The sequence below is a fragment of the bacterium genome (genome assembly GCA_021371935.1).
Classification (GTDB): domain Bacteria; phylum Armatimonadota; class UBA5829; order UBA5829; family UBA5829; genus UBA5829.
On the sequence record JAJFVF010000007.1, the window covers coordinates 89,989 to 112,943 of the forward strand.

A 22,955-nucleotide genomic window follows, 5' to 3' on the forward strand; every position below is an offset into this window, starting at 1 on the left:
CAAGGAGTGTGAATAATGCTCTCAGAGCTCATATTATGCGTTTCCCGCATAATACGGGGTAGCGGTTTTATTTATATCTACAATTCCTTCCTCTCGCGAAAGTGCGAAAAGACGAAAGCACGAAAAAATTGGTCATCAGCAAAGATATCCTCTCATAATTATAAGACAACAACTTGCCCCAAATGTGGGGGTATAGAGATAAAGGCCGTTCGACAACACTTCTGACACCACCTTGGGGCTCAAGTCTATACCCCAAGAGAGTGCAGTGTAATCAATCGTAGTCAACAGTTTCGGCAACACCTGCCACCAGGGCTGTCCTATCTGCACAGCGTCATTCCGAATACTTCGCCAAAGCCACAGACTACCACAGAGAGGTCGGACGGTTGAGAAATGGATTCCCTGCTGGCTTATTCATAACTTTTCTGGCTCAGGTAGTTTAGTCATTCTCTACAAGTACCAAGCTATGTGAATCATCGTCTTGGAGATGCATCAAATACGACAACACTCTCTCTTAACAGCGGATTCTTTCGATAATCATCCCCCAGCCGTTTTCGCCAATGATGGCTGGTTGTTCGTAAGTATCTAAGAACTCCGACTTCACGCAAATGCCAGCCTACTTTAGAACCAATATCCGCAATGATTAAGTCCACGGGAATCTCGACTCCAGCATATGCCGACGTTGCTACGACCAGCCAGAGACTCGCATCGACTCTTGCCAACGATCTAAGCTTCTGCAAAATGTGCTTAATGTCTTCAAAGTAAGCCGGTATCATAGGTAACACTTTGTCGTTCCATAGGTACTCAGCACGTTCCTCAATCTGCTTATAACTCTCGTTATATAGTGAGCCAAAATCAGTTTCTACAGCATGCTTCCAGTTGGCTTGTACGTGCGAACGAATCGTGCTCAGACGCAATGTGGTGAGTTCGGCATTGTTGCTTACAAATTTGCCAAGAAACAGTTCTGGGCGGTACACATCGGAATAGTCAAACGAGTTTAAGTATGGAGGAGAAGTCACGCACAACTTGAAGCCTTCTGGAATTGCGTTTGCCTCCATTAGACGGGAATCGCCCAATCTTATACTACTAGAAGCCGGTAGTGACAAACATGCTAAATCGTCAGATATTTGAAAAATGCGTTTACCATATGCTCGTAAGAATGTATCATGTCCGAAGCGTCGATACTTCCAGTCACGTCTATACCGAAGACATTTACCATCCTTGATAGCGTTACAGCTATCCATAGCTGCACCTATCAGAGCAAGCCTACAAATATCTCCTACCGGCTTATCCAATTCTTCGGAGGCATTCCATCCACCTTCAAAGGCTCTGAGGACTTCGGCATTAAAGAGCCATTTCGGTTTCTTTGATGCCTCAGAAAATGTTGATATTCCCTCCAGAGGGGATTCCATTCCCCGTTCTGCTTTGTAAAACACATGATGACTAGCTGCTTCTAATTCCACTGGGCTTACATTTAGCAACTTAGTTTGGGACACAAATGCAAGAAATGGGTTTACTTCAAGGCTTGTGGAGTCTATGCCTGTCTCTGAGGCAACTAAAGGCACCGTGCCACTGCCGCAAAATGGATCAACAACGACATCGCCGCTCTTGCATTTCGCATGTTTGAGAGCTTCTCGCACAAGGAAAGGGGAAAAGGCTTCCTTTACAAAGTACCACCTGTGGCGCGCCAAGTCTACAGACCCAACAGCTCGTGAGTAGTCAAGGTCTCTCAAATGGTAGTCATCAACAATTTGCGGAATTATCATCTTTGCTTTGGCTCCAAATACAAACGAATCGGAGGAGCAAAGTCATCTCGAATCTTATGATACTCCGGGCTAAAAACGATCTCTCGCCCAGAATACTCAAGGTGGTTCCTTGCACCGCGACGAGCATCGAATACCACTAGATACCCTCGTGTCCAATGAAGAGGATTTCGGCGGCAGTGCCTTTCAAGGTAATCATCCAGTTGATTAGCACCTTCACGCGCCCTTGCATCAGTATATGTAACGGAATCTCGTCCATCACTGTGCTTGGATTTACCTAACCATTTGATTTCAACTAAGGCGGTGCGATTACAAAACATCCATTTGAGCCTCAAGTCAACAGGCTTTGGTGTAATAGCGTCAACATTCTCCTCGGGATTTACCTCAACATCGCGGATGCGCCCGTCAAGAAAGCTATAGAGCGAATCCCTCATATGATCTTCAGGCCCATTCCTTAGAAACAGGCGGTCTTGGTCATGCCAGATTTCAGACAATAGAGTACATGTAGACCGCCGTGCCTTCTTAGCATAATAATGCTCAAGTGCATCCCGCACGTCTTTGAACATCGGCAAGTAACCCGAGCCTAACTCACAAGGGAATACAGAGCTGTGACCATTTGCAAAGAAGTGTTCACCCGCATTAGTGTATTTATAGACGATGGAACTCCGAGAAAGGTCGTCGACACTCGGAACATAATCATCCCACAAGAGGAAACGACCATTTGGGAGAGCTTGCAGTGTAAATGGTGAGCGGGCATCGACCATGTTCGAGAGCAATGTAGCATCAGCCACATCCCGTGGCACCCGGCCATCGAATGCCAGGGGTTCATTATTTAGACTGGCGAAGATAACTATCGGGCTAGCGCATATTTCCGGATCAACATATTCATATATGCGATGCAAAGCTTCCAGCAAGTCTTCGTAGATAGCAATCCCGTTATCGCCGCACTCCTTATAGATCATGAGTATCCAGTGACCACGAGCAAATTGGAGCAACCCTTGTTTATTCACACCCGCAAACTCCCCATCATCCTAACTTGCATACTTCTTACCACCAGAACACTCAAGCATATAGCTCAACCAAATAACGGCAGGAACCGCAAGATCATGAACATCAACACCAATGGCTTCGCTTATTGCAGCAAACTCATCATACATCTCACTCACTCGCCCATCCGGAAGCAAGTAGCGGGTCGAGTTGAGGTGAATTGCGTTATGCAAAAACGTCTCTTGAGATACAGCTGTTTTTATGAGTCCTGGCGGCAATGACATAGTGCTGGAACAAGCTCCGTCAATAAACTCCTCGCGTGTGTGTAGTGTAGATAGAGTAATCAACGATTGGAGCATCTTCATACCTGCATCTGTAATCAAGAAACCAATCTCGTTGTCATGCGCCAACAGACCGAGTCTCTCCATCTCATCGATCACTTCTGCAATCGCCTGGCTAAACGGTGAGCCAGTAGGCGAGCTGATGAACTTATATTGCCATTCACTTGCTGGACACTTCCGATAAAGCGAAAGAAGGCAAGATAAGTATGCAAACAGGTGGAATTCACCCACGCTGACATTTCCGTATCTGTCTTGCAGACGAACTCCAATGGCTAGACAATCAAACGTGGCATACGGATTAAGCACCGAGACTCACCTCATGCTTTGCGAATGCTGCGTCGATCTCCGTGTATGCATCTTTGAAAGCTTCTTCTTCCGCTATCTGTACGTCTGATAGTTCCGTCCACGATGTCATTGGCGAGAACTCCATCTTTTCTCTCCCGCACCGCTGTGCCAATGACTGGATCAGTCGCGAGGTGTTGATGTTTGCGGTCATTATTATGTGATGACCATTGCTAACGTAAATAGCAAACATGTCACCAGCACGTTTCTCATAGGCGATATCCAGTGAGCCTTCAGGAGTATCAATGAACAGGCTGGAGGTAGATGCAGGGTCTGCCATATACTGTGACAAAGCCATTCTTAGAGCTATATCAACAAAGAAACGCTGACTTTCCGACAATTGGTGTGGTTGCCGACGCTCTGATCCTGTGATCTCCAAGACCAAGTTGAGCTCCGGTGACGAACGCGGCGTTTCCAGTCGAACATCTAGATCAAGTCCTAAAAAATGTCCGGCCAAATTCTTGAATAACGGCACGAATTCCATCTCTGCCGCTGTGTACTTGCTCTCAAGTTCATGCTGGAGTTTGGCAAGCTCTCGTCGCTTCTCATCCCTACGGGCATACCAGTTCAGTTTGTTCTTTATTAACAGAGCCATTTGCTGTCTGTACTTTTCCAGAACGACATCCAAATCGCTAGGCTGTCCGTCAGACCGGTTCAATTGCTGCAGAGCATCCTCGTTTGCACGTTCAAATCCACACAATTCCTCAACGGCACTCTTCAAATCCGCCAACGCCGCCTCCTGTTCTAGTTGCAGGCGTTGTTTCTTTTGGACTAGTGAATCGAGTTCTTTTTGAGCGTTACCTATCTCCGTATCGATATTCTGCAAGTGAACTAGTAAATCCGCACCGTCAGCACCATCAACATTCTCATTATTGCATAGCGGGCAGATATTGGACTTGGACCGAACCTCTATCGCACGCACTATAGATTCCCCTTCAGCGCCACACAATTCACAGCGACCTTTGCCAATTGATAGACGTATCAAGGGATGATGCTGCACATTAGAATGAATGTTGAAATGCTGATTGAAGACTACCTCATACTCGGTTCGCAGAGACATATGACGTGCGCTCAATCCTTGGAATTTCAGATCGGCGTCACCGATTTGGTCTTTTAATCCATCAACAATACGCTGCCTTGCATCTATCAGATCAAGAAGTTCGCGATGCTTTTCTGCAAGGTCAGGATCAGGACTCTCATCATTTGGATTCACTTCTTTCTCTAGTTCACCAATCTTGTTGCGTAATTCCGTAGCTCTCCAGCTATCGTGGCGAGCTTTTGAGTCGAAATCCCTTTCTTCACGCCTGAGTAAATCTGCCCGTTTTGCAACATTCTGATCCATTGCAAAGGCAATATATAGAACCTGCTCCAGAACACGCTGATGCCAAAAAAGCAAATGCCTGCTTTCGTCAAAAGTTAAGAGGTAGTTCTGTAAGAAAACTAGCTGTGCATAGCTTGCTAATCCCGTGTCTTCGGTAATCGACTCGGCATAGCGTTCGTGTCTTTCGCCGGGGGAGAGCAGCGAAGTATCAACGCAGACGGTAGCGACAGAATCAGACACTTCATATATAAGAAGTTCACGCAGTTCTGTTGGCTCAAACAAGCCCCTCGTAATTCTGTACATGCGGCTTCCGACACTAAGCTCAACGGTTACTTCTGCAGCTTTTCTATCAGGTTCACTTATACGGCCCGAGAAATAATCACCCGCGTAACTAAGGCTGGAGGCGTAGCTCTCTTCAACTGACTGGAATTTCGGGTTTGGCTCACAAACTACTCCTGTGATTGCATAGTTGATAGCAGATAGGAAAGTGGATTTCCCCAGCCCGTTTGCTCCAGCCAGACAAAACACCCCTTCTGGAAATGTCAGCTCTATGACTGGTGCAGACTTGTATAGCGAAAATTTTTCGAGTCTCACCTTTGTCACTCGCGGGAATCGCAATTTCATCTCAACATCTGGCATTTACTGTTGTCCCCTTCGTTCCCCAACCAGCGCTGCAGTATCATTATCGGATGAGCGTACTTAGTATTCCTTAGCCACGCAAGCATAGTTATCCTGCTGCTTGGTCTACAGCGCTGAAGTGACACACGCCAAATTCTTTCCTTAACAACGGTTTCAGAACTTTTAGCTTTGCGAATCACCCGAAGCTTATATTTGCTGATATCGGTTGGCAAGTCACTTTAGCAAGGCTCCTGAACTGTGATCGAATCTCATCAATTGTTGCTTTCGGACGCCCTCGTGAGGGCACGGTCAGTTCTTCCAGTAACCACGTTATCCCTCGGCAGTCCTGCTTGTAGAATCAATGGCTTTCTTAACCTGAGTTTGCGGCATACCCAAGATGGCTGAGATACTCCTGATTGTTTCCCCCTGCTCATATAGCTCACGGCACTTTTCGACATTCGAGACACGCTGGCTGGGTTCAACATACCACCAGTGGTACAAGACCGCTTTATTAGCAATGTCGTTAGCTGAAAGGGTGTCCTCTTCTGGGAACATCTGCTGTGCCATGAACTGACGCCTTGCATCGCTCTTGGCCTCGGTGAATCGCTCGTGTCGCGCCATCTGCTCAGCAAATTTGAACTGCCGGACACTTTCCTCAGAAGATCGGAGTCTCCTGTCATTGCGCAGAACAGCTTTTGCATCCTCTATTGCCGATGTGATGGCTGAGTCTACATCGTCGTACCAATGCTCTGCGGCGAAGAATTTGTGGATGACTCTTTCACCAAACCAGCATGCCATTGCGCAAGCGGTTTGGCCCGCATAATTGTCCCATTCACGCAAGCGTTCATGCAGACGTGTACGGAACCAGGCTCGTTCCGTATCACTCAGCCTGTCTGTTCGATACTCGTTCATCTCCATAGATTCCAGTTGTTCTATTGCCATGTCAATCTCGCGTTCCGGGTCGTAGCTAGGCCCACAAAGGTACAAGACCGATGCTTTAGCACGGACTGCGAAGTCAAGATATGACTTCCAACAAGTGTTGGGCCAAACTGCTATGACGCGCAGTTTGTCCAAATCCGGCATTGCCGGAAAGACCACAATGTCCAAAGCCTCCGCTGCTTCCTTAATCTCCTCGAAAACATTACCATTGCTTTCTGCCATAACTACCATCCTTTCTTGGATACACACAGTTCAGTTCAGACAGTAATGTCATTCCACAAACCCAACTATGTAGTAGTACCATCGTCCGCATGCTTTGCGATAATGACACAGATTATCGGAACAGGTGATGAGAGTATGCCACGAGGTTCTCCGCGCTTACGGACTCCAGATAAGAAGATGAATCAGCTTGGTCTGCGCGTAAAGAACCGCCGCCACTCCCTGAAGCTGACACAAGATGCGCTGTGCGCGATACTTGCTCGTGTCACAAACGGCGGGTGGATTCCCGCTCAGGGAGACATATACCGTATTGAAAACGGGTCACGCATTGTCTCCGATGTGGAGATTTTCGCGTTAGCTGAAGCACTTGAGTGCTCACCCGTCTGGCTCCTGATCGGAGAGCGAGACGATCTCCTCCCGCACCCACTTGATGACTGATTGGACTTTCGCTTCGCTAACACATATCGCCGCTATCCTCCTTGCCATCTCAGGATTTAGGCGACATATCCCTTTCGCAGTCAGTATGAAGTCGCTGGGAGTGAAGGTGTTCATACGCAATAGTTCGAGTATTACCCTGTCAACCAATGCCCGGAGTGGTTCCATAAGGTCGTATACCAGAGCCACACGGCCCGGTCTGCTCGCATGCAGATAGCCTATTGCGGGGTCAAACCCGGCTGATGTGGCGGCTATGCGTATCTGACTTTCGAGGACGCCATAGGCATAGTTTAGAAGCGCGTTCGCCGGGTGAGTGGCGTTGCGGTTTGTGCCGCTGACAAGCGACTGCCGACCTCCTACCATAAGCCAGTCCATCGGTATGGGATGACGGCCCGTTCCTTTCCAACGCATAGGTAGGGATTGCCATACATCAAAGTAGGAAACAGCGGCCCTGGCTTCTATCATTCGGAGGGTTTCTACATCGGGAACCGGCCCGGCTAACTCCTCCAGACATCGGTCTATCTTTTCCAGTGCCCGCTTCTTCAGTTTGCTGTCGGGGAAGATGTCCAATGTGGACTTGGAAGCGGCAATCTTGAGCTGTATAAGTTGAATAGCGAGCTTCAGACCAATGCCGTTAGATTGTGCCGCGAGCTGTAACTGCCGGAGTCCGAAGTCCGCACTCAGGCTGTCGCCACCGATGCAGGTAACCACTTCCCCCTGCCAGTTCAGAGCGACAAGCGGAATCCGCTGCTCACAGAGCCATTGCATAACGCTCAAGCTGATGTAGCCGTCAACGTCAAGCAATACAATCCGTGAGGGAAGAGACTTTCTGCTGGGATAGAACCGCCATTCCCGGCGGGTCTGGGGGTAGTGAGTGAATCCGTCACGAACAACCAAGGCCCCGCGTTCAGTTTTGAGTTGAACACCGTGCCCGGTCAGGATTAGCGGCTTGGAATCAGGCTGGTGCTTGGGCTTTGATTTGAGGCTGAAGCAGTCTCGCTCGTCAAGCCAGAATCGAGACCGGGCAAGCCACAGTTCACCATCGCTCACCTGTTCCCGGTCATAGTCGTCGGCAGTTCTGGTTCCGTGCTTCTCCGCCCAATACTGGTCTCGGCGGGTGTGAAGTTTGGTCTTTACGTGTTCGCGCCAGTACTGATTCCAGCATTCGCGATTGCAGAACTTCTGCGTGGATTTTAGACCGATCAGGGGTTTCCCACATTGGGGACACCTTGACGGGTCAGTGAGGGTTGCACATTCGTGAGAATGTGCGCTATACTCTTTTTGCATGCGGAAGTATCCTTTCCGTGTGTCACGCCCCCGGACTGTTCGAGCAGTCGCGGGGGTATCTAATATTTACTCTGCATTATGTGTGCCAGACTCGCGTTTTGCGTTCATTTTCCTGGCATTTTCTACAACCTCATCTATGTTACAGCCAAGCCCGGACTTACGAAGTCGAAGCATAAAAAGAGCACCTATACAAAGCCCGAAGCTGTCTAGCTCTATATGCTCAATGATCGGCATGCCGGGCAAGTCTTGCTTCTTCAGGCCGTCGTTCAGATTAGGCAACGCACCGAAAATGGCTAGGAAGTCCGAACGTGCTCTTTCCAACTCTTGTTCCGCAGCCTCGTCCAATGCCTTCACGAGAGCACTTACCGATATGTGTTTCTTCTTGGCAAGCTCAACCAAGTTTTCCTGCATATCAGGCATCCATCGCCCGACTTCTGGAATCTTGGTCTTTTCCATCCAATCTATGCCCATACCAGTAGGGAAAGTCTGAGCTAGGCCCAGTTCATCGGTATCCGAATAGTTGCGGCTAAACACCGGACACCCTCCAAACACAAGCTGAAAAATGGCTGTTATTACAGATTCCACTTCAGCGGCGCGTTTGAGTCGCTTCTTCATCGACTTGCCCAATTCAGTGCGCCGGAATGAGGGTAGCGCCTTGGCAGTCAAATTCTCGGCATTGTCCAGAGCGTCATTGCCCGGTTGCTGGAGTGTCTCCAGCAATCCAAGAACCAGTTTCTTCAGATCAGCTTTCAACTTGTCCGTAGGGATGGAGTAGCCCTCCAACCACAACTCCAACCGGGCTTGAGAGAATGACCTCTTGCGGTCGAGTTTGCGCTTTGTAGCAAGCATTTGTCTCATGGCGCATGCCGGATACTCTGAGCATGTTCCCTTGCCTTTTCCAAGAGGAATGACGTGTGATTGAGGGATAAGGGCGGACTTTTGCCAACGTTCCCGTTGCCATTCCGAAACGCCGTGTTCTGCGGCAAACTGCTTCACTTCATCTGCGGGAATCCATTGAGTTTCCATTCCTCAATTATACATCCATACACCAGTGCGCGAAACTGCCTGTTTCCTGAATTCCGCGTGTGATATGCTCCCTTCAAATCACATACAAGGAGGCGCACGAATGCCAAGACAACGTGACTACAAAGCAGAGTATGCAAGCAGAATTGCCCAAGGGTTGGCTAAAGGGCTGACTCGCGGGCAGGCACGGGGACACCCGGAAGCGGGCAAAGTCCTAGCCTCAGCGAAACCAACGGCAGGTTACAACCCCAAGCTGGAAGAAGCGGTTAAGCATTTTCGGCGGGGGGAATCACTGAGTTCCGCCGCCAAGTCCGCCCACGTTTCCGCCGAACGATTGAGCAGCTACGTAGCTTCGGAAGGAATCGCCACAAAGACGGGCGGACGCTGGCGGCTGGGGGCTGATGACCGAATACGCCCGCCAATTGGCATCTTCAGCGAGGGACAGGAGATCGAGGTTACTGTCAAGGGTTACGAGCAGGCGAAACTCGCCAGCGACTACCTGAACGCAGTCAAGCGGTTCATCACCACCAATGACCCTTCCCACCTTGACCTGTACCGTGGGCAGTCAATAGTTGATGTTCATGGAAAACGCCATGTGTTCGAGACGGATGAAAACACGCTGTATAGGCTGAACGAGTCCGGCGATCAGCCATACGAGAGTATGTACCGGATGGTTCAGTGAGAGGAGGTCAACACAATGGAACCATTCTACGATTCGAGTGATTACGAAGTGCGCCGCCAGAACGACTATGAACGTCTGGAAATTAGAGACCCTGCGTGCAGTAAGTGCAGCGAAACCCATCCTGCCGCATTGACGGGTAAAAACCCCGACATTCTCTGCATCGAACACCAGTGCATGGAACAGGAGAGATCACCCGTGCAGAAGCATCACCCAAGCGGACATCACAACGACCCGGCATTCACCGTTAGCATACCCGCCAACGATCATGCCACCTTGACCGACCTACAGAGAGATTGGCCCATTAACACGTTACGCAATCCTCATGGAAGCCCATTGCGGAAAGCAGCGGCAGCCGTGCGCGGGTTTCTTGACGTGCTCAGGCTAATCATAGACCGCATATTTGGTTGGGTTCCCGATTATCTTGAGTCGTTGGACAACAAGCTCACGATTCGCATAGGCCCCGAGTGGTGGAACACCCTCGGTTATGAAGGAGAAAGCACATCATGTTAAGTAACAGCAAGTCACCCCTACAAATTGCCCTGCGTGCATACGCAAGGCCGATGAAGCAAGCGCAGAAACACCCCAAGAGGGATTCCACAATTGGATTCTCAGAATACCGCTTAGTGTTCGACACTGAAACGACCGTAGGTACTTCACAGCGGTTTCGCGTCGGTTCCTACCAGGTCTACAAGGGAACCCGACTTCGCACAAAGGGGTTCTTCCACGACCCGCAGGCATTCTCGTCAGATGAGTTTGACCTGCTTACAGAGTATGCCTCGCAGTATCGTTACGACGTGCTCACGAAGGATGAGTTCATCTGGAAGGTATTCCTGCGGTATGTCTATGAACTGCACGCCCTGTGCATCGGCTTCAACCTGCCGTTCGACATAGCCCGGATAGCCCGGCGTCATAACACTGCAAAGAAACGCGGAATGCGCGGAGGGTTCAGTTTCTGTCTGAGCGAGAATAGGGCTTGGCCTTACATTGTCGTAAAGCACCTGAACAGCCGTATGGCGCGTATCAAGTTCGCAGTGCCGTGGAAGCAGAAAACCCCAAGAAGTAGGCGCAATAAAGGAGACAGCGTGCCTGCACATCCCGGCTACTTCGTGGACGTGCGGACACTGGCAAGCGCACTGCTCAGCGGGTCATGGTCGTTAGAAACACTCGCAGACCATCTGGAGACAAAACACCGCAAATTGGAAACCGGCGAACACGGCGAAAGCCTTACGGCGCGTTACCTTGAATACCTTGCCCAAGATGTTCAGGCGACCTGGGAGTGCTTTGAGAAGTTGCATGCGAGATATGTGGGCTACGGATTGGCAAACACTCTCGTCAACCACATCTACAGCGAAGCCAGTTTGGGAAAGGCTTACCTGCGACAGATGGGCATACGGCCCTGGGAGGAGGTACAGCCGGGCTTTCCGCCTGAACAGACCGGCATTATAATGAGCACGTACTATGGCGGGCGTTCAGAAGTCCACGTCCGCCGCGAAATTACGAGGGTTGTCTACTGCGACTTCCTTTCAATGTACCCGACAGTTTGCACCCTCATGCACTTGTGGTCGTTCGTGACAGCTCAAGGAATCGAGTGGTTTGATTCGACTGAAGAAGCACGTACTCTACTCGATTCTATTGATGCAGCCGACCTGCGGAACCCGGAAGTGTGGAAGAGCCTGGCCGTGTTTGTGAGAGTTCAGCCGGATGATGATGTGCTTCCCGTTCGTGCCAAGTACAACAAGAAACAACATGAGCCGAAACAGGCACAATACTCCATCGGCGTGAACCATCTGGAATCTAACGAACCGGTGTGGTATACCCTTGCCGATTGTATCCAATCGAAGATTCTTACCGGGTGCAGTCCGAAGGTGCTGCAAGCTGTAGGCTTCCGACCGCTAGGCGTACAGCAGGACTTGCACCCCATAGCGATAGCCGGTAACCCAGAGTTCGTTGTCAATCCGATAGAGCAGGACTTCTACAAACGGCTTATCGAAATGCGCAGTGGAATCAAGGCGAAAATGAAGTCATGCCCGCAAGAGGACAAACCAAGGCTGGACACCGAACAACAGGCTATAAAGCTGTGCGCAAATGCCACGAGCTACGGCATATTCATGCAGTTGAATGTTAACGAAAGAGCCAAGCGGGAACAACTGGCATGCTTCGGTAACACCGGCGAATGCTTCCCAGTCGAACTGCGGAATGTGGAGGAACCCGGCGAGTTCTTCCATCCCTTGCTTGGAACACTCATAACAGGTGCAGCCCGGCTTATGCTTGCGATTGCGGAAAGACTCATACAAGACGCCGGGCTGACTTGGGCGTTCTGTGACACCGACAGCATGGCATTAGCCAAGCCGGGCGATATGCCGGATGAAGAGTTCCAGAAGCGTGTAGCACGGATTGTCGATTGGTTCACGCCGCTGAATCCTTACGACGCACCGAAGGATAAGCAGCCGGATTCCATCCTGAAGGTCGAAGATGAGAACTACCGGCTTGACAGCAGTGGACAGGTAACCAAGGAACCGGAACCGTTGTACTGCTTTGCTGTATCCGCGAAGAGATACGCACTCTTCAACATCGGCCCCGGCAGCTTACCAATCATCCGCAAGGCATCGGCTCATGGGCTTGGGCATTTGCTTCCGCCCTACGGGGAGAAAGACGCACCGGATAGCATACCTAAGCCGCAGGTTCGACTAGACAAGATGGGAGTGGAACGCTGGCAGTATGATCTATGGTATAGAATCGTTCAGGCCGCATTGGAAGGACACCCCGCCCAAGTCTGTTATAATGATATGCCCGGATTCGACAAGCCTGCGGCTACACGCTATGCGGCTACAACCCCAGTTCTACTGAAGTGGTTCGAGGAGCACAACGCCGCCCTGCCGTATGAGGAACGGGTCAAACCGTTTGGCTTCGTGACGATCTTCCACCCGAAGCGCCAACCTCATAAGAAGGCAGGAGCATCGTCTCACCTTCGCGTAGTTGCACCCTACGACAAAGACCCGGCTAAGGCCGCACAGAACTGCTTTGACTGCATCACCGGCAACCACATAGCCATAGAGCAATTGCAGACCTATCGTGAAGCCATAGCTCAGTATCATCTACACTGTGAAGCCAAGTTCGACAATGGCGATTACACCAATTCCGGCATGACCTATCGAAAGCACGTCATAGTATCCGGTACTGAGTGCATCGGCAAGGAAGCCAACCGCTGGGAAGAACAAGCGTACCTTGGAGTAGACCCGGAGGAACAAATCATCTACGGCATATCGGCTCAGGAGTTTACCGCCCAGTACCTGCCAGTTCTTGACGAGTGCAGAAAGCACGGCGTTCGTAAGGTAGCGACTGCATCGGGCATAGATGCGGCCCGAGTATCGCGGCTATTGGTGGGCAACGCAAGAATGACGGCTCGGATAGTGAAGAAGTTGCAATCGGCACTGGTGAGGCTTGCGGATAAGACACGGCAGGACGCAGCAGAAGCGAAATCCCTATTCTCTGCAGTGAAATCGCACTGTGCATCGGAAGACATATCAATAAGGGAGTTCGCCCGGCGTGCCGAGGTGGACCACGGAAATCTTCTCAAAGCGTTGACCGGGAAACGGAAGGTGAGCAAAGTCATGCTGTCGAAGCTGGAATCCTATCTACGGGCTGCAGACGATTCGCATTGAGGTGAACCAGGCACACAGCAATATGGGCCGGGCTGTCAAGTTCGGCCCTTGCTATCTCTGGTAACCCTACGAATGGCGGCAGTATGGTGTCAGAAGTGTTGTCGGATGGCCTTTATCTCTATACCCCCTTGCCCCAAATGTGATGAACATGCCATGATATTTCAGCTAAATGTTGTTCGCGGGCTGTGAATAGCGCAAAGCTGTGGCATGTCGCTAATATCACCCCCCCTACTCAATATATGTGTAATTATTCAACAATATTGCTTGACAACCCCACGCCTATATGCTAAATTACGAACAATCATCGAATGGCATGAAAATTGCAAATTGGGTATGTGAGGAGAATCGGATGACAAGGAGATGTTTGGGCGCAGTTCTTGTAGTTCTACTCTTATTTGGGTCTGTCTCATTGTTTGCATCGACCCAGCAGACATTGACAACTGATTGTGTTCGCAGCGCAATTACTCAGCCGGATGGCACAACGGTTCGTCTTCCTGCTGTCTTTGTTGAAAAGGTGAGTGGGGATTATGCTTTTGTTCGAGACACATGCAGCACAAGCCCGCAAATAGCTCTGTCTGTCTACCTCAAGACATTTATAGTACAAAATGGCTGGACGCTGAATATTACGGGTAATATGGCGACAGTCGGCGCTTACCGCGTGCTCGTGGCGCAGGACATTTCGGTATATACAGACTCCGATGGCAAGGAGTTCAGTTTTCCCATCCCGATCAAAGATGAAGATGACTGGCCATATACAAAAGATGCTAAAGTCGGAATATCGATAATGGATAGCGATCCGACTCTTCCACCCGTGCCGGAGTCCGAACCGGTTGAATCCGAGCCATTAACTCCTGAGGAAGGAACTATCGCGTATGTGAAACTCAACGGCGATGAAGTTGATATCACAGGCAAGCTGGTCACGGCTGTCTATTATGATAACGGCTTGGTTTCATTCTTCTATATCCAGGAGCCTTTTACGGGCGGTAATGGAATAAAAGTCGTGCCGCAGGTGTCGGTCCCAATCGAGCCTGGAAATATCGTTGCGATCAAAGGCAGTCTGATAAGCGGAGAACTATCCGGCGAAGCGTATATCAGCGCGGCCAGAATAAAGTGTACGGGTTCGATGAAACGACCTGGTCCGGCAGGGCTGATAGGCCGGTCTACCGCAGGCGGCGAGTTCGGAGAACAACCCGCACTATATCTGGACACTTCCAACGTATCCGCTTCCGGCGGGTTGAGCGCAGTCGGAACGCGCGTGAGAGTATGGGGTATTGTGCTCGATACCACGACAGAAAATGGCCATGCAGTCTGCTGGATTGATGACGGTTCAGCGCTTGCGACTACATCGCATACCGGCTTGAAAGTGGTCTACTGGAACCTTAGTGATGCTCCGGGCAGTCAAACATACGTTGAGGGCGTGACGGGCGTTCTGGGAGCCGAAATGGCTGACGGCAAGCCGGTTCCCGTTGTGCGCGTGCCTGATAGTTCCATGGACGGGATACCGAACTGCGTGAAGTATGTCACGCCGGGTGGTGTCGATATCGGAAGCTGGACAAACTGTTACAGTTCTATTCAGTCGGCTATTGAAGCTGCGAGTGCAGAAAATCAGATGTGTGAGGTTTGGGTGGCTGCTGGAACTTACAGCGAATACATCAATATTTTGGGTGATGTAGCAGTATATGGCGGGTTTGCGGGAGGCGAATCTCTTCGCGAGGAGCGCAACTGGGCGCTTCATGAGACAATTTTGGATGGGACCGTATTACAATATGGTGACTTTGTTGCATTTCAAGGTCAATCGCGAGAGACAAGGTTGGATGGCTTCATTATCCAGTATTCAAAAGGGGCAGGCATATCCTGTGGTGAAGGGTATTGTGTCATCGCAAACAATACGATCAGAAACAATTCGGGGAACGGCATATACATCTACGATGGTTATCAACTGGTTTACAGTAACAAAATATCCGGCAACACAGCCGGATTCGGCGGCGGAGTGTATTGTTCAGGGGGTGGTGCGCAACTGCTGAATAATGACGTTTCTTCAAATGTTGCCAGCCAAAATGGGGGTGGTGTGTATATTTATGGTTCAAGCGCACAGATATTATCAAACAGTATAACTGATAATACGGCAAGCTCATCGAGTGGAGGAGGAATCTGCTGTTATGGCAGCAATCCAATCATATCAGGCAACACCATACAAAATAATACTAGTGCAGATTATGGCGGTGGGATATATTTTACAAGTGAACCCAACAAAATTACAAGAGTTTCTAGCAATGTGATTATAGAAAATACATGCGCAACGGCTGGGGCAGGTATCTATTGCGATGACAGTGCATGCGATATTATCAACAATACAATTGCATGGAATGGCAGCAGTGGAGTGGGCGATGGTATATTCCTTACCGGTACATCCTACACCTATAAAGTAATAAACAATATAGTAGCCAATAATCAGGGTGCAGGCATAAAAGGCGTGTCGGGCATAAACATCACTCTCAACAACAATGACAGTTTTGGGCATGGTCAATACAACTATGTTGATGTGGGAACGGTTGACAACTCGAATATCTCCGTCGATCCTTCGTTTGAGATCACACCTGCTCACAATATACATCTTCAGGAAACCTCACAGTGCATAAACGTCGGGTTGAATAGTGTTGTGAATGTAGGAGATGTGGACATAGACGGCCAAGCCCGTATTATGGATAACACGGTGGATATAGGCGCAGATGAGGTAACTGGGTGTATTTCGCATATCGTAATCTTAAGTCCCGCGCTTTCATGGGCGTTTACCGGGTCTGTTGTATGCCTAAATGCGGCTCTAACTTTTCCTGTTGGCGGAGTGCGAGTGAATTTTTCAATCGACGCCGGCCAGATTGTCTCTATTTCTCCCGGTGGTTATATTGATCCGGGTGGTCAGTCGGGATACGGGTTTAGCGATTCAAATGGAGTCGTCAATATCTATATAACCCGTGCTGATGTGGGTGATGTTAATGTAACTGCCTATGTCTCACAGTGCGGGGGTATATCCGAGGATGAGGCTAAAGTATGTTTCTATGATCCGAATACTCCTTCCGATGTTGTGTTTGTCGTGGATCGTTCCGGTTCCATGCAGGGACATGAGGCATCAGCAAGTATTGAGTCGTTTGTGCGAGATGTCTACTCTGCCATTCCTGACCCCCGGTTCGGCGCGGTTATGTTCAACGAAGGAACGCCCATATCTCGGTCTATCAGCCTGTTTACGGGTGAAGATGCGGTTGATGCGTTTTGCGAATGGGTCAATTCATTTAGTGCAGAGGGCGAAACAGATGCAAATATTGATGCACTGAACCTTGCTGCACAGGATCTGGAAGACAACTTATCTACTTCCAGACGGCGGTTTGTAGTTTATGTGACTGATGCCGGTGAGGAAGCCTGTGATAGTGCGACAGAGCGCCTGCAACTGGTGCAGCGGCTTGATGCGCTTACAGCTACTAAAGGCAGCGGGGTATTTGTATCGCTGTGGGAAGATCCATATTCGATCCCTCGACCTTTGTATGATTTCTACAGCTTCGGCTTTACTAACGACCCAGCTTATCTATCTCTTGCAGTGAACGGCGCATTCGATAGTATCGACTGGAATAATCAGAATCCCGCATCACGCTATCTGTTTGACAACCTTAAGAACAGGGTTCTATATGGATTATAACCGTTTAAGGAGGAAATCTATGCACCGATATATCTTGATAATTGCATTATTGATATTGCCTAACGCTGGATTCAGCAGCGTTTCTGACTGGCAATGGAGCTTCTCGCATTCCCGCTTCTTCGGCACCTCGACAGGTGCTAATGATGGTTATGATGGGCTAGACATCCTTACTCCCGAAAACTGGTCAGGTTGCCTTATCGGGTTTTACCATCAACTGGGCGTGAGTGGCTGGACTGGTACAACTGGTTTCTACGTAAATGACATTCGTGCTCCATTAGGGATGACTCCCGGCACTTCCAAGACGTGGCGAATATATCTCTGGGCTGACCCGGACTATCCAAGCCAATCCATTGGTCTATCCTGGTTTCCAAGCAGCGGCATATCCCAAGAAGTCCTGGACACAATAGAATTCCGTATGACCTATATCCGTTCTGCAGTGGGCGTCAGTGACGCTCATACGGTAGGAGAGTATTGGATACTAAATGACTATCCGGATGGAGGTGGCACTGGGAGTTTCACGACCTGCCATGTAGAAAACGGCCTAGATGGCTACATATTCGATCTCACCGCAACGGTCATCCCCGAACCTTCCGGCCTCCTCGCTCTTGTGTGCGGATTGGCTGGAATCAGCGGGATTGCCTGGAGGCGGAACAAGCGCAAATATTGATGCACTAAACCTTGCTGCAACTCATCTACTTCCCGCAGGCGGTTTGTAGTTTATATGACTGATGCCGGTGAGGAAGCCTGTGATAGTGCGACAGAGCGCCTGCAACTGGTGCAGCGGCTTGATGCGCTTACCGCTACTAAAGGCGGTGGGGTATTTGTATCGCTCTGGGAAGCACCTGATAGTACAAGGCTATATGATTTCTACAATTCAAGCTTTACCAATGATCCAAACTACCTATATCTCGCGGTAAATGGCGGGTTGGATCAAATAAATTGGTATGCTACAACTCCAGAAGATAGATATCAGTTCAATAACTTAAAGAACAGAATTCTATACGGGCTATGAAAGGATAATAATATGTGCAGAATACACATGATTCATTTCGTGCTGGCTATATCTGTTGTTCTTAGTTCTTCAGCATATTGCAGTTCAGATAATTGGCAATGGCAATTTATGAACCGCGCTTACTTTGGAACAAATATAAATGCATCTGACGGTTTTGATTCATTGGATATCATGTATGACCAATCGCAGCAATACCACATTGCTGTGTATCACGAGTATGATCTTGATGGTTGGTCGGGAAGCACGGGATACTATTCTTACGACATACGTTCACCGCTAGAGCAAAGCGTAGGCGCATCAAAGACATGGATTATTTACCTGTGGGGCAGTACAAGCATTCCAGAAGAAGCATGGTATCTATCATTGCCTTGGACATTCAGTGGAGACATTTCTCAGGCTTCTTTTGATACGATTAGCTTCAGTCTCACATATGTTCGACCTGCAATAGGTGTGACGGGTGAGTGGACGCCTCCACTTGGCTACTCGCCGCCAGTAGGAACAACGATATCATTAAATGATTACACAGAGGGCAACTGGCTTTTCCCTATTTACCGCACGGAACAGGGCTTGGATGGTTACATTTTTTCTCTCACCGCAACAGTCATCCCCGAACCCTCCGGCTTCTTTGCTTTACTAGGAAGTTTGGCATGTATGGGCGGAATAGCCTGGCGGCGGAGAAGATAAGTGTTGGTATAGAGGAACGATAATGAAAACTTTACGCATTATTCTGGCTGCAGTAATGATTATGACCTTATGTCATATGGCACAGGCTTACACATTGACATTTGATGACGTGCCGACAGGTGTATCTCCTGGAACCTATTACTTGGCAACTTATGGCATAAGTCTTGAATTTCCTAACGTTCAGATTGAATGTCACAGTGGGTCGGACTGGGGACCACCGCATTCAGAAAATAATGTCCTTGTGGCATCTAATAGTTTCCAGGGTAGTAAATTTACCTTCATATTTAAGTGGGCTGATATTGGTCATATGAATGACCCTATGTATTATGTCAACTCGGTGGGTGCGTATTTCTGTACTCAGCAGGACGTAGTCTTACAGATGGTCGGTTATGACAGTGATTTGGAGCACCCTGTTGCCAGCGCGTATATAGGTGCAACCGGAGAGTCCTGGAAGAATAGGTATGTCGAGATTTCTTCTTCAGGTAATATCAATGCGGTTGTATTTTATTCCATCAGCACAGATGCATTTCATAAATTTTGTATGGACGACCTGACTGTTGATCCAGTTCCCGAACCCTCCGGTATTCTTGCCATTCTTGGTGGTGTTGCAACCCTTGGCGGAATAGCCTGGCGGCGTAGAAGATAAGTGTTGGTATAGAGGAACGATAATGAAAACTTTACGCATTATTCTGGCTGTAGTAATGATTATGACCTTATGTTATGTGGCACAGGCTTACACATTGACATTTGATGATGTGCCGAGGGGTGTAGAACCTGAAGTCTATTATTCAGATACTTATGGCATAGGTATAGAATTTCCCAACGTTCTGATCTCATATCACGTGGGGTCAGATTGGGGACCACCACATTCAGAAAATAATGTCCTTGTTGCATCGAATAGTTTCCAAGGCAGCAAAATCACCTTCATGTTTAAGCGGCCTGATAGTGGTCATACGAGCTATCAACCTTATTCTGTCTACTCGGTGGGTGCGTATTTTTGTACTCAGCAGGATGTAGTCTTACAGATGGTCGGTTACGACGGTGATTTGGAACACCCTGTTGCAAGCGCATATATAGGTGCAACCGGAGAGTCCTGGAAGAATAGGTATGTCGAGATTTCTTCTTCAGGTGATATCGGTATGTTTGTGCTTTATTCCATCAGCACAGATGCATTCCATAAATTTTGTATGGATGACCTGAATGTCGATCCTGTTCCCGAACCCTCCGGCTTCTTTGCTTTACTAGGAAGTTTGGCATGTATGGGCGGGATTGCCTGGAGGCGGCGGCGTGCATAATGGATAAGGATCAGACAAGCAATCTCATAGATAAACAAGCGGAGAATGAGGAGCCAAAACGGGGACCGGAGGGAGTACCGGAGTCATATAACCTGCATCGCATGCAATCGAGCGGAACAGTCCGCGAATCAATCAGAGACTGGCCCAGTGATGGTCCCTGCGATCCTTTCAGAAGGAGGTCGGACGACGACTGAATTTTTTGAACAACGTTTTTGGCTGCAAATCGCGTGTTTTTTCGGGTTGGGTCGGTATCCAGCCCGATTGATTTATTACAATTCCTCTTACTGCTATTGACGCCTGCTCCCAAAGCTAGTAACATGCATACTTGGCACTCGATAGCGTCGAGTGCTAAACATGAGCAATACTCAATCTAAATTACTCAATACTATATTAAATGGGGGGTTTTGAGTTTATGCTTAAGCCTTTAGGTGACAGGATTATTGCGAAGGCTCTCGATGCTGAGAAAGTGACGGCGGGCGGAATCGTGCTGCCGGACAGCGCCAAGGAGAAGCCTCAGGAAGCTGAAGTCGTGGCGGTCGGACCGGGAACCCAGCTCGAATCGGGTAAGGTTGCGCCGATGGACGTCAAGGTTGGCGACAAGATCATTTATGGTAAATACGCCGGGACGGAAGTCAAGGTCGGCGGTGAGGAGTATGTCATTCTCCGCCAGGAAGATGTGCTGGCTATTATGGAAGGCAAGAAATAATCGGAGGGGAGTGAATATATGGCAGCAAAAGAACTGAAATTCAGCGAGGAAGCCAGACGAGATATGGAGCGCGGTATAAATGCGCTTGCAGACGCCGTGGGCGGTACACTCGGTCCGAGGGGCCGATATGCCATGATCGAAAAGAAGTTCGGCAGCCCCAGCGTTATAAATGATGGTGTGACCATCGCAAAAGAGATTGAAGTAGAAAACAGGTTTGAGAACGTGGGCGCGCAGCTTGTGCGAGAAGTCGCATCCAAGACGAACGATGTGGCGGGCGACGGAACGACCACTGCGACTGTCCTCGCACAGTCTATAGCCCATGAGGGCTTCATGAACGTTGCAGCGGGTGCAAACCCGATGGCGCTCAAGCGTGGTATAGAGAAGGCCGTGGCGGTGGCGGTTGATGAGATCAAGAAGATAAGCATTCCGGTCGAGGAGAAGGCTGCGATCACCCAGGTCGCGAGTATTTCGGCTAATGATTCGACCATAGGCGAGATAGTTGCCGATGCTATGGAAAAGGTCGGCAAGGACGGCGTAATTACGGTCGAGGAGTCCAAGAGCACAGATACCGTGCTGGAATGGGTTGAGGGGATGCAGTTCGACAAGGGCTACATTTCTCCGTATATGGTCACCGATGCCGAGCGCATGGAGGCCGTCTACGAGGAGCCGATGATCCTGCTCTATGAGAAGAAGATATCAGCCATTGCCGATATCGTCCCGATCCTTGAGAAGGTGATCCAGATGGGCAAGCCTCTCGTTATTATTGCCGAGGATCTCGAGGGCGAAGCGCTGGCGACACTGGTCGTAAACAAGCTCAGAGGCACGCTGAATGTCGCGGCAGTGAAGGCTCCGGGGTTCGGCGACAGGCGCAAGGCCATGATGGGCGATATCGCAATCCTTACCGGCGGCACATTCATCACTGAAGACCTCGGGATCAAACTTGAAAACGTCGACCTTTCTATGCTGGGTCAGGCGGCCAAGGTCCATATCACAAAAGAGAAGACCACTATCGTCGAGGGCAAGGGCAGCCACGATGCAGTCAAGGGTCGAATTGCTCAGATCAAGGCAGAGATCGAAAAGACCGATTCCAACTATGATCGCGAAAAGCTCCAGGAGAGGCTTGCCAAGCTCTCCGGCGGCGTTGCAGTGGTCAGAGTCGGTGCTGCGACCGAGACCGAGCTTAAGGAAAAGAAAGCCCGCATTGAGGATGCTCTTTCAGCGACTCGTGCAGCGGTCGAAGAGGGGATAGTCCCCGGCGGCGGCACAACACTCATTAACCTTATCCCTGCGCTCGAGAAGATTAAGGTCGAGGGTGACGAGGCTGTGGGTGTGAAGATTATCCGCAAGGCGCTTGAAGAGCCTACAAGACGGATTGCAGCCAATGCAGGTGCTGAGGGCTCGGTGATTGTGCAGAAGGTGATGGCGTCCAAGCCGGGTGTCGGCTATAACGCAGTCACAGGCGAGTATGAGGACATGATAAAGGCGGGAATTGTCGATCCTGCCAAAGTCACTCGTACTGCTCTCGAAAATGCTTCCAGTATAGCTTCTCTGCTTCTTACAACAGAGGCAGTTATTACAGAGAAGCCCGAACCCAAGAGTGCTGCTCCCGCGATGCCGGGAGGCGGCGGTGGAATGCCGGGAATGGGCGGCATGCCCGGAATGGGAATGATGTAGAAATAGCCCAGACGCTAATTAGATAGGGGGCACTGAACTGCAATGATTCAGTGTCCCCTGATTTGTTTACATGTAAACACTCTGATATCCCCAATCTATAAAGCCATTAGAATCCTCTCCATCCAATGAAGCCAAGCTTGCTGAAGTCGAATTCACTATTGTCACGCCCTGTATAGATATGCGGGTCTAAATTTAAGGTGTAGATACCGGTGCAAATACCCGATTGTCAAATATATACATTCTTCATTGCAGTCATGTGATATACTACTATAAGCAAACA

The 22,955-nt window shown here is 49.5% G+C and carries 20 protein-coding genes; 13 read left to right on the top strand and 7 right to left on the bottom strand.

All coding sequences use genetic code 11. The features are described 5' to 3' along the window. Window positions 1–470: 470 nt before the first annotated feature. The 5 genes from LLG46_05760 to LLG46_05780 all read right to left on the bottom strand — a co-directional run bounded on the left by LLG46_05760 (window position 471) and on the right by LLG46_05780 (window position 6,530). Window positions 471–1,763 (bottom strand): hypothetical protein, encoded by a 1,293-nt coding sequence (locus LLG46_05760; GenBank protein ID MCE5322808.1) that lies wholly within the window; start codon window positions 1,761–1,763, stop codon window positions 471–473. Further along, on the bottom strand, window positions 1,760–2,770 hold the full coding sequence (locus LLG46_05765) for a hypothetical protein (protein ID MCE5322809.1): 1,011 nt from the start codon (window positions 2,768–2,770) through the stop codon (window positions 1,760–1,762). The genes LLG46_05760 and LLG46_05765 overlap by 4 nt, the downstream gene beginning before the upstream one ends. A 21-nt stretch (window positions 2,771–2,791) precedes the next feature. Further along, on the bottom strand, window positions 2,792–3,394 hold the full coding sequence (locus LLG46_05770) for a hypothetical protein (protein MCE5322810.1): 603 nt from the start codon (window positions 3,392–3,394) through the stop codon (window positions 2,792–2,794). Continuing rightward, window positions 3,387–5,390, bottom strand: coding sequence for an AAA family ATPase (locus tag LLG46_05775; protein ID MCE5322811.1), 2,004 nt, complete (start codon window positions 5,388–5,390; stop codon window positions 3,387–3,389). The genes LLG46_05770 and LLG46_05775 overlap by 8 nt, the downstream gene beginning before the upstream one ends. A 309-nt stretch (window positions 5,391–5,699) precedes the next feature. Continuing rightward, a complete protein-coding gene (locus LLG46_05780) occupies window positions 5,700–6,530 on the bottom strand; it encodes a hypothetical protein (GenBank protein ID MCE5322812.1) in 831 nt (276 codons plus the stop codon). Window positions 6,531–6,665: 135 nt separating this feature from the next. Between LLG46_05780 and LLG46_05785 the strand changes: the two genes are divergently transcribed. Next, window positions 6,666–6,965, top strand: coding sequence for a hypothetical protein (locus LLG46_05785; GenBank protein ID MCE5322813.1), 300 nt, complete (start codon window positions 6,666–6,668; stop codon window positions 6,963–6,965). Here the strand turns inward: LLG46_05785 and cas1 are convergent. Further along, a complete protein-coding gene (cas1, locus tag LLG46_05790; protein MCE5322814.1) occupies window positions 6,903–8,249 on the bottom strand; it encodes a CRISPR-associated endonuclease Cas1 in 1,347 nt (448 codons plus the stop codon). The two genes, LLG46_05785 and cas1, sit on opposite strands and share 63 nt — an antisense overlap. Window positions 8,250–8,315: 66 nt before the next feature. Then, window positions 8,316–9,275 carry a hypothetical protein gene (locus LLG46_05795; GenBank protein MCE5322815.1) on the bottom strand — a complete coding sequence of 320 codons (960 nt, stop codon included), beginning with the start codon at window positions 9,273–9,275 and terminating at the stop codon, window positions 8,316–8,318. A gap of 100 nt (window positions 9,276–9,375) precedes the next feature. Here LLG46_05795 and LLG46_05800 point away from each other — a divergent pair, with 100 nt between their 5' ends. From LLG46_05800 to groL, 12 genes are all read left to right on the top strand, one after another. Next, a complete protein-coding gene (locus LLG46_05800) occupies window positions 9,376–9,954 on the top strand; it encodes a hypothetical protein (GenBank protein ID MCE5322816.1) in 579 nt (192 codons plus the stop codon). 15 nt (window positions 9,955–9,969) lie between these two features. Continuing rightward, window positions 9,970–10,464, top strand: a complete 495-nt coding sequence (locus LLG46_05805) for a hypothetical protein (GenBank protein MCE5322817.1) — start codon at window positions 9,970–9,972, stop codon at window positions 10,462–10,464. After that, complete coding sequence (locus LLG46_05810) at window positions 10,458–13,616, top strand: hypothetical protein (GenBank protein MCE5322818.1); 3,159 nt, start codon at window positions 10,458–10,460, stop codon at window positions 13,614–13,616. Before LLG46_05805 ends, LLG46_05810 begins: the two co-directional genes overlap by 7 nt. A 349-nt stretch (window positions 13,617–13,965) precedes the next feature. Continuing rightward, the gene (locus tag LLG46_05815; GenBank protein ID MCE5322819.1) at window positions 13,966–17,304 is read left to right on the top strand and encodes a right-handed parallel beta-helix repeat-containing protein; all 3,339 of its coding nucleotides are present in this window, start codon (window positions 13,966–13,968) and stop codon (window positions 17,302–17,304) included. Window positions 17,305–17,323: 19 nt separating this feature from the next. Beyond that, on the top strand, window positions 17,324–17,971 hold the full coding sequence (locus LLG46_05820; GenBank protein ID MCE5322820.1) for a hypothetical protein: 648 nt from the start codon (window positions 17,324–17,326) through the stop codon (window positions 17,969–17,971). A gap of 54 nt (window positions 17,972–18,025) precedes the next feature. Beyond that, a complete protein-coding gene (locus LLG46_05825) occupies window positions 18,026–18,316 on the top strand; it encodes a hypothetical protein (protein MCE5322821.1) in 291 nt (96 codons plus the stop codon). Window positions 18,317–18,343: 27 nt separating this feature from the next. Continuing rightward, a complete protein-coding gene (locus LLG46_05830; GenBank protein MCE5322822.1) occupies window positions 18,344–19,000 on the top strand; it encodes a PEP-CTERM sorting domain-containing protein in 657 nt (218 codons plus the stop codon). Window positions 19,001–19,022: 22 nt separating this feature from the next. Then, window positions 19,023–19,646, top strand: coding sequence for a PEP-CTERM sorting domain-containing protein (locus LLG46_05835; GenBank protein ID MCE5322823.1), 624 nt, complete (start codon window positions 19,023–19,025; stop codon window positions 19,644–19,646). Window positions 19,647–19,668: 22 nt separating this feature from the next. Continuing rightward, complete coding sequence (locus LLG46_05840) at window positions 19,669–20,295, top strand: PEP-CTERM sorting domain-containing protein (protein ID MCE5322824.1); 627 nt, start codon at window positions 19,669–19,671, stop codon at window positions 20,293–20,295. Next, on the top strand, window positions 20,295–20,489 hold the full coding sequence (locus LLG46_05845) for a hypothetical protein (GenBank protein ID MCE5322825.1): 195 nt from the start codon (window positions 20,295–20,297) through the stop codon (window positions 20,487–20,489). Before LLG46_05840 ends, LLG46_05845 begins: the two co-directional genes overlap by 1 nt. Window positions 20,490–20,707: 218 nt before the next feature. Continuing rightward, window positions 20,708–21,001 (top strand): co-chaperone GroES, encoded by a 294-nt coding sequence (groES, locus tag LLG46_05850; protein ID MCE5322826.1) that lies wholly within the window; start codon window positions 20,708–20,710, stop codon window positions 20,999–21,001. Window positions 21,002–21,019: 18 nt separating this feature from the next. Continuing rightward, entirely contained in the window at window positions 21,020–22,675 is a 1,656-nt protein-coding gene (gene groL, locus LLG46_05855; protein MCE5322827.1) for a chaperonin GroEL, read from the top strand. Window positions 22,676–22,955 lie beyond the last annotated feature (280 nt).

What these genes read in the sequence shown, in the direction of transcription:
- LLG46_05810 (MCE5322818.1), top strand. Translation starts at nt 10,458, where the DNA reads ATGTTAAGTAACAGCAAGTCACCCCTACAAATTGCCCTGCGTGCATAC.
- groL (MCE5322827.1), top strand. Translation starts at nt 21,020, where the DNA reads ATGGCAGCAAAAGAACTGAAATTCAGCGAGGAAGCCAGACGAGATATG.
- LLG46_05825 (MCE5322821.1), top strand. Translation starts at nt 18,026, where the DNA reads ATGACTGATGCCGGTGAGGAAGCCTGTGATAGTGCGACAGAGCGCCTG.
- LLG46_05820 (MCE5322820.1), top strand. Translation starts at nt 17,324, where the DNA reads ATGCACCGATATATCTTGATAATTGCATTATTGATATTGCCTAACGCT.
- LLG46_05795 (MCE5322815.1), bottom strand. Translation starts at nt 9,275, where the DNA reads ATGGAAACTCAATGGATTCCCGCAGATGAAGTGAAGCAGTTTGCCGCA.
- LLG46_05780 (MCE5322812.1), bottom strand. Translation starts at nt 6,530, where the DNA reads ATGGCAGAAAGCAATGGTAATGTTTTCGAGGAGATTAAGGAAGCAGCG.
- LLG46_05760 (MCE5322808.1), bottom strand. Translation starts at nt 1,763, where the DNA reads ATGATAATTCCGCAAATTGTTGATGACTACCATTTGAGAGACCTTGAC.
- LLG46_05845 (MCE5322825.1), top strand. Translation starts at nt 20,295, where the DNA reads ATGGATAAGGATCAGACAAGCAATCTCATAGATAAACAAGCGGAGAAT.
- LLG46_05830 (MCE5322822.1), top strand. Translation starts at nt 18,344, where the DNA reads ATGATTCATTTCGTGCTGGCTATATCTGTTGTTCTTAGTTCTTCAGCA.
- LLG46_05805 (MCE5322817.1), top strand. Translation starts at nt 9,970, where the DNA reads ATGGAACCATTCTACGATTCGAGTGATTACGAAGTGCGCCGCCAGAAC.
- LLG46_05785 (MCE5322813.1), top strand. Translation starts at nt 6,666, where the DNA reads ATGCCACGAGGTTCTCCGCGCTTACGGACTCCAGATAAGAAGATGAAT.
- LLG46_05775 (MCE5322811.1), bottom strand. Translation starts at nt 5,390, where the DNA reads ATGCCAGATGTTGAGATGAAATTGCGATTCCCGCGAGTGACAAAGGTG.
- groES (MCE5322826.1), top strand. Translation starts at nt 20,708, where the DNA reads ATGCTTAAGCCTTTAGGTGACAGGATTATTGCGAAGGCTCTCGATGCT.
- LLG46_05835 (MCE5322823.1), top strand. Translation starts at nt 19,023, where the DNA reads ATGAAAACTTTACGCATTATTCTGGCTGCAGTAATGATTATGACCTTA.
- LLG46_05840 (MCE5322824.1), top strand. Translation starts at nt 19,669, where the DNA reads ATGAAAACTTTACGCATTATTCTGGCTGTAGTAATGATTATGACCTTA.
- LLG46_05815 (MCE5322819.1), top strand. Translation starts at nt 13,966, where the DNA reads ATGACAAGGAGATGTTTGGGCGCAGTTCTTGTAGTTCTACTCTTATTT.
- cas1 (MCE5322814.1), bottom strand. Translation starts at nt 8,249, where the DNA reads ATGCAAAAAGAGTATAGCGCACATTCTCACGAATGTGCAACCCTCACT.
- LLG46_05800 (MCE5322816.1), top strand. Translation starts at nt 9,376, where the DNA reads ATGCCAAGACAACGTGACTACAAAGCAGAGTATGCAAGCAGAATTGCC.